This window comes from Chryseomicrobium aureum (genome assembly GCF_043182735.1).
Taxonomy (GTDB): Bacteria; Bacillota; Bacilli; order Bacillales_A; family Planococcaceae; genus Chryseomicrobium; species Chryseomicrobium aureum.
The window spans coordinates 63661-76732 of record NZ_CP171117.1; the positions used below are offsets into that span (position 1 = coordinate 63661).

Annotated in this window: 15 protein-coding genes; 7 read left to right on the plus strand and 8 right to left on the minus strand. The window is 41.6% G+C overall.

Features of this window, described 5'->3' with window-relative positions; genetic code table 11:
* Nucleotides 1-8: 8 nt before the first annotated feature.
* Together ACF3OH_RS00375 and ACF3OH_RS00380 are read left to right on the plus strand one after the other, a co-directional pair.
* Complete coding sequence (locus ACF3OH_RS00375; RefSeq protein ID WP_392455294.1) at nt 9-938, plus strand: ABC transporter ATP-binding protein; 930 nt, start codon at nt 9-11, stop codon at nt 936-938.
* On the plus strand, nt 935-1678 hold the full coding sequence (locus ACF3OH_RS00380; RefSeq protein WP_392455295.1) for an ABC transporter permease: 744 nt from the start codon (nt 935-937) through the stop codon (nt 1676-1678). Before ACF3OH_RS00375 ends, ACF3OH_RS00380 begins: the two co-directional genes overlap by 4 nt.
* 78 nt (nt 1679-1756) lie before the next feature.
* Here ACF3OH_RS00380 and ACF3OH_RS00385 read toward each other — a convergent pair whose 3' ends face one another.
* Complete coding sequence (locus ACF3OH_RS00385; RefSeq protein ID WP_204590015.1) at nt 1757-2539, minus strand: SDR family NAD(P)-dependent oxidoreductase; 783 nt, start codon at nt 2537-2539, stop codon at nt 1757-1759.
* Nucleotides 2540-2728: 189 nt separating this feature from the next.
* On the opposite strand from ACF3OH_RS00385, the gene ACF3OH_RS00390 reads away from it, so the two are divergent.
* Entirely contained in the window at nt 2729-3133 is a 405-nt protein-coding gene (locus ACF3OH_RS00390) for a GNAT family N-acetyltransferase (protein ID WP_392455296.1), read from the plus strand.
* A 183-nt stretch (nt 3134-3316) separates the two neighbouring features.
* Here the strand turns inward: ACF3OH_RS00390 and ACF3OH_RS00395 are convergent, their stop codons facing one another.
* Nucleotides 3317-4075 carry a glucose 1-dehydrogenase gene (locus ACF3OH_RS00395; RefSeq protein ID WP_392455298.1) on the minus strand — a complete coding sequence of 253 codons (759 nt, stop codon included), beginning with the start codon at nt 4073-4075 and terminating at the stop codon, nt 3317-3319.
* Between the two features lie 158 nt (nt 4076-4233).
* On the opposite strand from ACF3OH_RS00395, the gene ACF3OH_RS00400 reads away from it, so the two are divergent.
* The 3 genes from ACF3OH_RS00400 to ACF3OH_RS00410 are packed head-to-tail and all read left to right on the plus strand — an operon-like array spanning nt 4234 to nt 6215.
* On the plus strand, nt 4234-4809 hold the full coding sequence (locus ACF3OH_RS00400) for a TetR-like C-terminal domain-containing protein (RefSeq protein ID WP_392455299.1): 576 nt from the start codon (nt 4234-4236) through the stop codon (nt 4807-4809).
* A gap of 48 nt (nt 4810-4857) precedes the next feature.
* On the plus strand, nt 4858-5391 hold the full coding sequence (locus tag ACF3OH_RS00405; protein ID WP_342527227.1) for an NUDIX domain-containing protein: 534 nt from the start codon (nt 4858-4860) through the stop codon (nt 5389-5391).
* Nucleotides 5388-6215, plus strand: a complete 828-nt coding sequence (locus ACF3OH_RS00410) for a GNAT family N-acetyltransferase (protein ID WP_392455301.1) — start codon at nt 5388-5390, stop codon at nt 6213-6215. Before ACF3OH_RS00405 ends, ACF3OH_RS00410 begins: the two co-directional genes overlap by 4 nt.
* Before the next feature lie 435 nt (nt 6216-6650).
* On the opposite strand, the gene ACF3OH_RS00415 is transcribed toward ACF3OH_RS00410, so the two are convergent.
* The 6 genes from ACF3OH_RS00415 to ACF3OH_RS00440 form a co-directional block, all read right to left on the minus strand.
* Nucleotides 6651-6893 carry a hypothetical protein gene (locus ACF3OH_RS00415; protein ID WP_392455302.1) on the minus strand — a complete coding sequence of 81 codons (243 nt, stop codon included), beginning with the start codon at nt 6891-6893 and terminating at the stop codon, nt 6651-6653.
* Between the two features lie 186 nt (nt 6894-7079).
* Entirely contained in the window at nt 7080-7424 is a 345-nt protein-coding gene (locus ACF3OH_RS00420) for a DUF2178 domain-containing protein (RefSeq protein ID WP_392455303.1), read from the minus strand.
* On the minus strand, nt 7421-7654 hold the full coding sequence (locus tag ACF3OH_RS00425; protein ID WP_204590024.1) for a helix-turn-helix transcriptional regulator: 234 nt from the start codon (nt 7652-7654) through the stop codon (nt 7421-7423). The genes ACF3OH_RS00420 and ACF3OH_RS00425 overlap by 4 nt, the downstream gene beginning before the upstream one ends.
* Nucleotides 7655-7776: 122 nt before the next feature.
* Complete coding sequence (locus tag ACF3OH_RS00430; protein WP_392455304.1) at nt 7777-8097, minus strand: DUF3784 domain-containing protein; 321 nt, start codon at nt 8095-8097, stop codon at nt 7777-7779.
* Between the two features lie 235 nt (nt 8098-8332).
* A complete protein-coding gene (locus ACF3OH_RS00435) occupies nt 8333-10759 on the minus strand; it encodes a DEAD/DEAH box helicase family protein (protein WP_392455305.1) in 2427 nt (808 codons plus the stop codon).
* Nucleotides 10752-11078: a nucleoside triphosphate pyrophosphohydrolase gene (locus ACF3OH_RS00440; RefSeq protein WP_342527210.1), complete on the minus strand. Its 327-nt coding sequence runs from the start codon at nt 11076-11078 to the stop codon at nt 10752-10754. The genes ACF3OH_RS00435 and ACF3OH_RS00440 overlap by 8 nt, the downstream gene beginning before the upstream one ends.
* A 167-nt stretch (nt 11079-11245) precedes the next feature.
* On the opposite strand from ACF3OH_RS00440, the gene ACF3OH_RS00445 reads away from it, so the two are divergent.
* Entirely contained in the window at nt 11246-12937 is a 1692-nt protein-coding gene (locus ACF3OH_RS00445) for a DUF262 domain-containing protein (RefSeq protein ID WP_392455306.1), read from the plus strand.
* Nucleotides 12938-13072 lie beyond the last annotated feature (135 nt).

A 13072-nucleotide genomic window follows, 5' to 3' on the forward strand; every position in this document is an offset into this window, starting at 1 on the left:
GAAGTTGAATGATTCACATCCAAAACGTGAAGAAAAGCTATGGTACACACTGTGCTCTTCAAGACGTGGAACTAACAATCGCAAAAGGAACTTGCTTCGGTTTGGTCGGGCCAAATGGTGCAGGGAAGTCGACACTGATGAAAATCTTAGTCGGTATTTTAGAAGAGTACGAAGGAGAAGTACTGCTCGATAACGCCACATTTCATCATAACCGCCTAGCTATCAAACGTCGGATTGGCTATGTACCTCAAGACATATGCTTAGAGGAAACGCTAACGGCACGAGATAACCTGCTCTTATTTGGAAGACTGTATGGACTCTCAAAATCTCAGTTATCCAAACGGATTACGGAAGTACTCCGTAAAATAGGATTAGAGGACCGGGAAAAATCTAGCGTTTCCACATTTTCAGGTGGAATGAAGCGCCGTTTGAATATTGGCTGTGCGTTGTTGCATGACCCAGACATCATCATCTTAGATGAACCGACTGTTGGCGTAGACCCGCAGTCACGAAGAGCGATATTTGAGTTGATCCATTCGTTGAAAAATGAAGGCAAGACATTGATTTATTCTAGTCATTATATGGAAGAGGTAGAGCAACTCTGTGATGCGATCGGATTCATTGATCAAGGGAAGGTTGTAGAGCATGGGCCTATGCAGGAAGTGTTGGGACGTCACCATCATTCGTCGATTTATGTTGAAGGAAAACAAGTAACTGCTGAAGTGTTGCAAGGGTTTCCTTCACTCAAGGAACAAGGTGCAGGGTTCAGTATTGTCAGCGATGAGCCTCTGGAAACTTTAGAGCAGCTTGCACGTTCGTTTGCTTCACAAGCCGTCTTGCCTGAGCGTTTAGAGCTCAGCCAAGCACGACTAGAAGATATTTTCATTCGCTTAACAGGAACATCCTTACGAGATACGGGAATGGAGGGGGCATCATGACAGCCATTGCTCTTTTAGAATTGAAAAAGAAGACGAAAGACAAAGGATTATGGTTTTGGACATTCCTACTGCCAGTCATTTTCATTGTAGGGTTTATCACGCTTTTCGGAGAAAGCATGGGGGCGGAACCTGAGCAGTTAGTAGTTCAAATAGTTCCGGGCTACACAGTGATGTTTTCGTTCTATATCATGATTTCTATCGTTGTTGCATTCATCAAAGACCGAGATAGCGGAATGGCTGCTCGACTTGCGAGTACACCTATCCGCCGCCTCGACTATTTTGCAGGAAAATGGCTGCCGTTTGTTGCGGTTGTGTTGCTTCAAATCGTTGTATTGTTCACGTTTGGCGTAGTGGTATATGACTTGCCTCTTGGTGATCCTCTTTCTCTTCTAGCACTTTCTATAGGGCTTGCTTTTGTAGCGACAGGTTGTGGGATGGCCATGGCCGTGCTAGCAAAAACAGAAAATATGGGAATCGCGTTGACTCAGGTCATTGCACTTGGGGGAGCGATGCTTGGGGGTCTTTGGATGCCTGTAGAGTTTATGCCCGACGTCATGCAAAACATCGCGCGTTTTTTACCACATTACTGGGCACTTGAAGGGTATAAGACAGTGATTCTCGACAACGGTACGCTTATGGACGTATGGCAGTCGCTTGCAGTCCTCGTCGGATTTGGAATTGCCTGCAGTACACTAGCTCTACTTGCCTATCCGCGTTACTTGAGGGAAGCGAAGAGTTAATAAAACTTAGACCCCTGGGGTTGTCTCATGACTAAGTAAGTATCCTTAGTGTTTGAGACAAATCCAGGGGTCATTTTTTTATAGAGCGTTTCCAGAACCACCATCAATGTTGACAGACGTGCCCGTAACATAAGAAGCAGCGTCTGAGACGAGGAAGGTGATAACGTTAGAAGCTTCCTGAGTGTCACCGATTCGGCCGAGCGGGATGCCTTTACCGGTCTCATGCGAGAACTCATCCCATGTAAGGTCTGGGCGATTGTTTTGCCACATTTTTTCAATCTGGTCACTGCGGATCAAACCGATACATACAGCATTCACGCGAATATTGTGCTTGCCAAGATCTTTACTCATCGCCTGTGTCAGTGCAAGACCGGCTGAACGACTGACGGAAGAGGGGAGACTGCTTGCTGGAGGCGTCTTTGCTACGACTGCTGCCAAATTGACGATAGCCCCGCCTCCTTGTTCTTTCATGTGTGGGATTGCGTAACGGGAACAGTGGATGGTTCCACCAAGCTTAAGGTCCAAGTCATTCTGCCACGCTTCACCGTCGACATCTTCAAACGCCTTTGCCGCTGCAGTACCTGCGTTGTTAACTAAAATATGTAACTTCCCAAAGTGTGCGACTGCCTCGTCCACTGCACGTTTACACTCACTTTCTTGCGAGACATCCGCAGAAATAGTAAGTACCTCACGTCCTGTCTTCTCCTTAATTTCGTCCTTGGCTTTCTGCAAATGTTCTTCGCTACGTGCTACGATTGCGACATGCGCACCTTCAGCAGAAAGATCAAGAGCTGTCTGGAATCCAATACCTTTACTACCACCCGTAATGAGTGCCACTTTATCTGTCAGTCCTAAATTCATGATGAGCCTCCTTGAATTGTTTGATTACTTAGATAATAGCATACTTATTTGAGGAATAGGGTCGACAAGGGATTGCTATATGGTAACATAAGGAAAACAAACGATTTAAAAAGAAAGTAGGAGAAGTTATGTTGTTGTACAATTGATTCCCACTCGTTTTCAGAGGTCAATGAAAAGGAGAGAGAAACAATGAACTATTCTACAAATGTCGATGCACTACAACCCGAGCAGCTCGCGGAATTCTTTGAGGGATGGCCGAGCCCGCCGAGCGCGGAAACACACGTGAAGCTCTTACAAAACAGTAGCCATGCCGTGATCGCAATCGAACCGGATACAGACCGCGTGGTTGGCTTCATCACAGCCGTAAGTGACGGCGTATTGTCTGCCTATATTCCATTTCTAGAAGTGACTCCATCTTATAAAGACCAAGGGATTGGAAAAGAACTAGTGAAGCGAATGTTTGCAGAACTGCGTCACCTCTATATGATTGATTTAGCTTGCGACGATGATTTAGTCGCCTATTATGAAAAGTTCGGTATGGTGCGAGGGAATAGTATGCACATCCGAAATTATGAGCGACAAGCAGGAAAATAGGGAAGCAGAGCGCCGAATCTTTTAGGGTTCGGTGCTTTTTTGGTAGGAGTAGGACGAATTAGTTTTCATAATATGACTGAGGGCACAAACCTTAATTTGCTCAAAGATCTTGCTAGAAAGATCTTTACAAACAAAAAACCAACCCCCAGAAAACCTCTGAAGGTTGGTGAAAGTGACTATAAATTAGTAAGCCGTCCAACCAGAATCTGCTGCAATGACTTGTCCGTTTACAAAGCTCGACTCGTCTGACCCTAAGAACACCGCAAGTTGCGCAATTTCTTCTGGTTTGCCCATACGCGGATTGATAGCCATTCCAAGTTGCTGACGACCCATTCCGTACTCGCTCAAGCTTGTCATCGAAGAACCGATATTAGTCTCGACGCCACCTGGAGCGATACCATTGCACCGAATGTTTTTATTCGCATACATAAACGCTGTATTTTTCGTTAGACCAACGACCGCATGTTTCGATGCCGCATAAGCAGCCCCGGCACGTGCTCCGTACAATCCGCCGACTGAAATATTGTTGATAATTACACCATGACCGCGTTCTAAGAAGTGGTTCACTGCTAAACGAGATGCCCGCATGACAGCTGTCGTGTTGACTGCGAATACGCGGTCCCACCGTGCGTCTTCAATTTCCCCAACAGGTTCCATGCCATCCATGATGCCCGCGTTGTTCACGAGAATATCAAGATGCCCATAGTTCGCAACGGTTTCTTCGAACAATTCATCCAGATCTGCACTCTCTGCCACGTTCGTTTGAATCGAAAATGCTTCGCCACCGCTTTCTTGAATCGCTTTTGCTACTGCCTCAGCACCTTCACCATTCAAATCTGAGACTACGACTTTTGCTCCTTGTTTTGCATACGCTTCCGCAATCGCTTTCCCCATTCCGGAAGCAGCGCCTGTTACGATGGCCACTTTGTCTTGTAAACGCATGTGTGTGTCCTCCCCAGTCTTATTTTAAGATAATTATTGAACACCTGTTTAATAAAAAGTATACTAGGAACAATAAATTGCCACAATAATCAAAAAATAAGATTTTGTTTACTAATGAACAAAACGCATAAATGTGTCGAGGAGGAAGTGAACAAAAAATGAAAACGGATCTACGTGTTCTCAAAACAAAAGATGCCTTGCATGCAGGACTAGTTGCATTGTTAGAAATAAAGCCGCTCGAAAAAATTACCATTACAGAACTTTGCCAACAAGCCAAGATTAACCGCGGAACGTTTTATCTTCATTACCAAGAAATCAATGATGTGTTCGAGGAATACTTCCGGGAAATCACAGCGGACCTCGCAAAATCCTATGAAGAGCCGTACCGCCATGTATCTGTTTTGAAGACATCAGAATTGGATCCGTCCACTATCCGGATTTTCCATCACATTAAGAACTACGAATCTTTTTATACCATTGTATTGTCTAAGCGAGTGCCTCTTTTGTATTACTACCTGCTGTTTGATGAAGTACGGACCTTATTTTTAAATGACCATGCGACTTCCTGGAATCAGCCCGAGATTCAACGAGATTTGTATTGTGCCTATCAAGCGAATGCGATCATCGGGATGATTTTGCACTGGTATCAACATGGTTTCGAAGCATCTGCCCAGGAAATGAACGAACAACTCGTGAAAATCATTAATTTACAACCAGCCAATTTAAATGACTAGTTGTTCCACGGGGAACTTGAGACCAGGTCATAGGGAAGGAATGCAACTATGAAAACTACTACTAAATTTGAAATTACGTTGGGAAATTCTATTCCGGCAAATGTAAAAGTGATTTCCCGCACCGGAGTTCGCGCAATCATCTGGAATGGTCAGAACTTACTTATGATGAAATCGAACCGCGGAGACTACAAGTTTCCTGGGGGAGGTGTGGAGGCAGGAGAGAGTGACAAGCAGGCACTTGCACGAGAGCTGATTGAAGAGACAGGATATACAGATTTCGTGATTCGGGAACTGGCAGGCCAGGCCGTACAAGCGCACCCCGACCGGATTCAAAAAGGCGCTTGGTATCACTTAAGGTCTCCGTATTACAATGTCCATTTGAACTCATGGGAACAACAGCCCGTAAAGTTAACAGAAAAGGAAATACGAGAAGGTTTTCATAGAGTATGGATCACGCCAGAAGCAGCGATTGAAGCGAACAAGGCGATTCCCATCGACCCGTTTAAGAATTTCTACATCGAACGTGAAAACAGCGTTTTGCAAGAACTAGTGAGATGGAAACAAGGAGGAAAGACACCATGAGGACGCTGGAAGAATTAAAAGCCATCAAGGCATTGCAAAAAGAAGTGGAAGCTCATGACCACCTTGAGATGAAACTGAACTGGGAGATGCTCGAAGATCGAGAATCCAATGAGTATGATTTTCTCCATTATGAAAACGACGAACTCGTAGCGTTTCTTGGGCTCTATGGTTTTGGGTCTACTGTAGAAGTCACAGGAATGGTAAAGCCGAACTCTCGTCGTGAGGGTCATTTTACACGCCTGTTTGATGAAGTGATGTCGACCGTATCGAAACTCGGATTCACAAAAATCTTAATGAATGCACCGGCTTCTTCTGAAGCAGCAAAAGCATTCTTACAAATGAAAGGAGCTATCTACTCGTTCACTGAACATCAAATGCAGTGGCAGCCAGTTGAATTACCGGAAGCAACAGGGTTTACACTGCGACCTGCGGAAGACAGAGATAGAGAACTTCGTGTGCAACTGGATATCAAAGCATTTGGACTGACACGGGAAGATTCACTCGCAACAGAAGGACGCATCACCGCGGAACCGGACACAGATTTGTGGATGATTGAGGTGGAAGGAGAACCGGTTGGGAAAGTGCGCGTGAAGCGAGAAGAAGACCAAGCGTGGATCTACGGGTTTGCAATTTTACCTGAACACCAAGGAAAAGGAATCGGCCGCAATGTCCTTCGCAGGGTTGTGAAAGACCAAAGTGAAGCAGGATACTCGGTCCATTTAGAGGTCGAAGCGACAAACGCGCATGCACTGCGCTTGTACGAGTCTGTTGGGTTCAAAGTCCACCATGCGCAGGAGTACTATACATACAGTTTGAATAGTTAAAAAAGGTGTGTACATAGCGTACGCACCTTTTTACTAACTTGATATTAAGTTCGTTTATAGACTCGCTCTAAAAAGATTGGCGTTATATTGAGCAAGATGGACGCTATCGTCAAAACCCAAAGCGCTTTCGCCATGATAGGCACCACATCCAAATGCCTCCAGTAAAATCCAATTTTAAATAGAGACAGGAATCGTTGGAAGCAGGTTCCCAAAGAGTAGCGCTGAAAATACGCACACGAACTTTCGCCAATAAAACTTCTTCTTCATTTCAAAGAAAAACCAAATTATCAATGCACTTACACGTAACAGGTCTTTTTATTAGATCGTCTGGCTCATCTATTACATGCAACTCCGGAAAGAGGCTGACAGGATTGACAAGGCTTTAAATAATTAAAAAGAGAAGGCACCAACGCCTTCTCCCATGTATCTATTGAATTACGAGCCGGAGGAGTTGATTCCGCTTTGGTCAGGTTTTTTACCTTTACGAGCAACATCCTCTTTGCTCCATGTCACGTCGTCTGATGAATGGTTAGTGGAGTGGCTTGAAGAACTAATCTGACCGCCTTTTTCGTCAAGCTCCTCATGAATGATTTGATCAGGATTGTACGAAGTGTCTTCGCCGACTTTACGTCCGGCTTCTTCACGACGGATTTTCTGATCATCCTTTCGATTTGCCATGTACGATTCCTCCAATCCCTTAATTTGTGGTACACCTTATACATTCCCTCTAAGTGATTCAAAAAACGTTGTACACTAAGATGATATAAGAATGTAACCTATGAAATACTTATCCATAGTTGGAGAAAATATCAAGACTATAAGGGTTATTCATGACAAGTCTACATATCCAACATGTTTTTTTGATTACCCCGCAAACTCCCGCTTATATTGCATCGCCAAGTATACACCAGTAGCGACAAATGCCACCCCATACTTGAGTACAAAGAAAATCGTCCACATTTCTTCTTTTGGCAGAATAAAATCTCCTAGAATTACAGCACCTAGCAAGACGAACGTGCTCTTCAAATAAATTTGATTCGTCCGCTCATCAGGCTTCCCGATCCGGTAATAGTAAACCGTGATGAGTGCGGCTCCCAAAAGTAAAAGCCCTAAGCTCGCCATCAGTACCATATTAAAATTCGCATTCGATTGCTCGGCCCAGTCCATCAGCGGAGAAAAAATAAATGCCCCTACGTGATCTATCCTCATTTCTCATCCATCCCCTTTACATACGTAAAAATATCCCCGATTTCCACCTTGAAAAAATCAGCAATCCGGAAAGCCAAGAGCAGCGACGGCACATAATTACCTTTTTCCATAACAAAAATCGTTTGCTTCGATACCCCAACAGCCTTCCCAAGCTCTGCCTGCGTCAGTTTGGCAAGAACCCGGTGTTCATAGACCTTATTGGCAATCGAATCGCCCACCTCATTTTTCATCTGCTTCACCTCTTACTTTCGATAATAAAGTAAACTTATCAAAAAGTAAAGTAAACTTTAATCCTTTATATTTCCAGTTTATTTTACGATAAATAAAAATCCAGCTCGCAACTGAGCTGGATCTACTGCTGACGGAAACGATTCCCCGTATTTGAATACACAAGCGTAAAAACAATTAGTCCTATCATTAATGCGATTCCAACCCAAATAAGCAGAGGCATCTCCAGCCATTCACTCAGTGACAACAACACCAAACTAAAGCTGATGCCGTACAGGATCTTACTCATGAACTTGCACAGTGCCAATTCATCATAATTCGCTTTCTCTTCCTTGGGCATGGTGTTGTACCCTGCAATCAAAAAGGCTCCTTTTCCTTGCGAGAGGTAGACGGCTAGGATGAGAAGGGGAATGATCACTAGAAGATTGATTAAGGCTCCGGACATTTTGGGGCTCCTTTCTATATTGAATGTATAACTTGTTTACGGAGCTTTTCGCTCATTGGTTTCAGTAATCATTTCTAGTCCAAGACCAAAAGCCAAACTTCTTTTAGAAGTTTAGCTTCTTCTTACTAATTAATAGACTCTAGCATCCTCTCAAATAACAAGTATCGTAACTATATTAAATCTTAATTGTTTTTTAAGAATGTATTTAGCGAATAGTAGAAAGGGCATTATTAGTCTAATTTAATCTTTTTGCCTTCCTCTCAAAGTACCAATGCAACCGAAACTCACAAATCTCCTTAGTCCACTGAAATAAAATCTCTTGATCCTCAGCTGCTACATCAAAATCAAACCAGAACTCTTTGTTTTCAAATCTCACTAAGCCATCAACTTTGCCACTCCAAAACTTCATTGGGTTGTCTTCGACATGCTTGGCGACTTTCTGTTGGTCAAACCTTGAAAATTTAATTTGCTGGGCAGGTGTGAAATCGATATCACGTCGGAATTTCTTCCCCCAAAGAAATTCGTAAAAGCATTGGGCTACTTCTTCAGCTAAGATTGGTTTATACCATTCAGATGGGCCTCGCTGCAGCATACAGTGAAGAAGAGTCATTTTATAACTCTTAGTCATACTAGTCTTTTCTACTTCAACCAACCAAGCTTGGTAGTCTCTCAAGATTCGCTCTTCATGAGTACTTAAATCGCCAGCTTCTTGTATTAAATTAAAATAGGAACCAAATTCTCTTCTAATAGATAGAGTATCCACGGGTGTTTGCAAATGAAATTCAAGATAGGTTGGACGGCGACCGAGATCCGCTTTCAATTCATAGTAATGAGATAGCAGAACATCTTTTGGTTTTCTATATTTGCGAATCATATGTTGAACAAGGTCTACTACTTGCGTGTCTAGATGAATTTCACAATCCATAGGTAGTGCATCCGCAATGTTTGCAACACCCTTAGCAGTACTATCTTCCGGAGAAAAAACCCGCCACTTTAAATCTGCATTTCTATAGTTACCAATCAAATCGATAATCACGCAATGATCTTTTCCATCAGCCAGACGCAAACCACGTCCGATTTGTTGGGTGAAGACAGCGAGAGATTCGGTAGGCCGAACAAATAGAAGTGTATCTACCTTTGGGATATCTACCCCTTCATTGAAAAGGTCTACTGTAAAGATAATTTCGAGCTCTCCATCGTTTAACTTTTGTCGCGCACTTTTCCGTACATCTGGGTCCGACTTGGCATCTAGACTAATCGCATGAATGCCTTGTTGTTTGAAGTAGTTTGCTAAAAACTGGGCTTGGCGAACGGAAGAACAGAATCCGATTGTACGCGTCTGTTTCTTTGATTGCCACTCTGAGAAAATCATTTCTGCCATCGACTCATGGAGCTGAACTCGAGCAAGATCTTCCTCCGCATAGCCAGTTCCAACCCAACGTAATTGACTATAATCCGTATCGTCATAAACTCCAAAATACTTAAAAGGGGCCAGCCATTGTTTTTGAATGGCATCTAAGAAGTTAATTGTAATAGCGACATTCCCATCACAAATCCCGAATACATCACTATTGTCTAATCGGTGAGGTGTGGCAGTGATGCCTAATAAAAATCTAGGTTTGAAATGATTGATGATGCGCATATAACTTGGGGCTGTCGCGTGGTGGAACTCATCAACAACAATCAAATCAAATTCTTCGGATTGGAACTTAGCTAGATGGTGTTCTTGACTAAGTGTAGCTACTGAAGCAAACAAGAAATCTGCTTCTATGTCTTTATTTGTTGCATTGTAAAGTCCGGTCTTCTTCGAATTATGAACATGTTGGAAAGAGTCACGTGCTTGATACAAAATTTCTTCTCTATGTGCGACGAAGAGAACACGTTTGAAACGTTCTGCGAAAAAAGCAGCAAGATACGTCTTGCCTAAACCCGTCGCCATAACGGCAAGAGCCTTATCGTACTCTTCCTCCATTGACTCCTCTAGAGCTTTCAACGCCAATTCCTGTGCTGGACGGGGAGTGACATCTGTTGAATAAATTTCGTTCGTTTCAATCAAGACAGGCTCATGATCTGTTCCGTCTGTTCCAAACATCACTTCAATCTCATCTTGGTTTGCCCAGAGAGAACTGAGTGGCATGGCCTTATTGTTTTCGTTGTACTTAGCTTCATATAAAAGAAAAGTTTCAGAATTCATAGGTAGAGTTTGAGGGTGATAAAACAGACGCATGAATTCAGTTGCAGCTTCTTCAAAGAGTGGTTCTTCAAGTGGTGTTGGCACAGAAAGACTCCATTCAATTCCGTTTGTCAGCGCAGATTTTGAAAGGTTGGAAGATCCAACAATCAATGTATTCTCTGTAGTATTTCGGAACAAATACGCTTTTGGGTGAAAGGAAAGTCCATGGCTCTGATAAATGCGTACTTCTGCTTCTGGCACTGCATCAATTAACCGTCGCAAAGCTTCTGGCTGCGTAATCGATAAATAATCGCCCACTAAAAGTTTTATGTCTGCTCCACGCTTTGCGGCATCTACTAAACTAGGAAGTACCAGGTCCACACCCGACTTCATTGCAAATGCAGTAATCCAGTAGACAGTCGTAGCTTGTTCTAATTGCTGTTCCAAATTCGAGACTAGGTTTTGTGTGATGAACCGAATCTCAGTCATCATGCACCTCAATCAAATAAATCCCTTTATCAAATCCGCCACGTTTTTCCTTCTTCTTAACGCGCACTTCTTCCAACTGTTCGTATGTTGCATTATGTAGGGGAAGAGCAGCATGAACCAACTCCAGAATATCTGCGAGTTCTTCTAGTGCATCATGGTTGTTTTGAGTTGCTTGATACTCCTGCACTTCTTCTGTCAGCTTCGCTTTAATCTCTTCTGCATGACGTTCTTTAGATAGCATCTCCATATCATAGGTCTTACCATCTTTTTCGATGATTTCTAGGATGCGATCTCGGATAAGTTTGTTGTAGATTGGCATTGTATGTCCTCATTTCACAAATGGTTATTGCCTTCATTATACTAGTAGCATCTGTACATATTAAGATAATACTGTAAATAAATGATGCTGTGTTGTTAGTATTTGGTTATAGTGGAGATATAGTCATATAAAATAGAGATTTAAAGATAAACATGGGGGAATGAAGTATGAGTCGGTTAAATGATGATAGTATTACCATTATTCAAGCATTGACTAATATTGAAAGTGGAAAGTATGTTATGCCTGCTTTTCAAAGACAATTTGTATGGGGTACTGAACAAATAGAAAAGTTATGGGATTCTATTTTATTAGATTATCCAATAGCTACATTCTTATTTTGGCATGTTGACGATTCTAATGTTTCATGGGACACCTATTTCTGTAATTTCCTATCAAAGGTCACATTTGATAGTAGGAAACAAGCAGATACGATGAATTACGAGTTGACTAGTATTGATGTGAGAACTTCTGATACAGCTGTACTAGATGGACAACAAAGACTCACCTCATTGTTTTTGTCTTTATTCGGTGAATCTACTATTCGGCCAAATTACGCTCGTAGAAGTACTGGAAGTTTGACTTATACAAAACTATTGATTGAACTAGATCAAAATAAAATTGCTGTAGATGAGGAAGAATATAATAGCAAGAAATTTGATATTCGTTTTAGTGAAAAAGTAGGTCGTCTAAGCCCTACTCAATTTGAAATACGTACAATTTTACAAAGTCGTTTTCAAAATAATGAGACTAGAGAACAGGCAATAGAAGATGAGATTTCAAATGTACCTTCCAATAGTAAAGAATATGCACGAAACATTTTAAACAAGTTATATCACAAAATATTTACTGAAAAACTTATTCGTTATACAGAAATTAGAGATATGAAACAAGATGATGCTCTTGAAATGTTTGTTAGATTTAATAGTGGTGGAAAGGCTCTTAAAAAGTCTGAGATTACAATGTCAATCTTAGAGGCGTACTGGCCAAGTGCAAAGTCGGAGTTTGGAAAAATACTTGTAGGAGCATATACAGGATTTGGTTCTGATTTTATTATACGTGCTGCACTAATGCTTTATGGCGACGTTGTAAAATCAAATATTAATAAAAAAATCGCAGAAGATTTGAAGAATGATTGGACCGGCTTTAAAATGTCTCTATTAAATTTAGAAGAGTTACTGAAAGAGATGAAAATAGATGTAAGTCGCTTTGCTTCTAGTTGGAACGTTCTCTTGCCAATTATTTATTATATTTACTATGCTCCTGATTATAAGAAAAATACAGCTAGTATTAGAGCGTACTTAATACGAGCAATTTTCTTTACATACTTTCAATCAGGTACAACAGGTAAGCTTCAACAGATGAAAAGTAATATTAATAACTTTGATTATGAAATCACAATTGAGATGTTGGACCAAATTAATGATCTTCGAGTGACTGAGGGTAAGATTGAAGATATTTTAAATTCAGAAAAAGGTAGTAGAGTAGCAGGTGAAGTACTTTATTATCTAGGATTAGACTGGACTAATCGTAACTTTAAATATGAGCAAGATCATCTTCACCCTGACACACGTTTCAATGATAGTAAGCCAGTTTCAATTCAAATGGATGATTGGCATAGGTGGCGAGGGATGAGAAATCGACTACCAAATCTACATCTACTTGAAGGCAGAAGCAATGGCAGTAAGAATGCAATGCGTTTAGTTGATTACTATAATGACATGAACCAAGATCAAAAAGAAGATTTCATTAAACAAGCTATGATTAATCCTAATTCATCGCTTGAATTTGAAAACTTTGAGGAGTTTTATGAGGCGAGAAAAGAGATATTGAAGGGGAAAATCAAAGGATTACTGATTTAAAAGGGGACAAAGTTAAGGACAAAGTGGTGAATGATAAGAGCAGGGGATGACTATGAATTAATAGAAGGCTTCTTAAAATTAGGCATAGCTTCTATTGGATGGGAAGAGATTTAAATTATTTGTCTTAAATAGTAA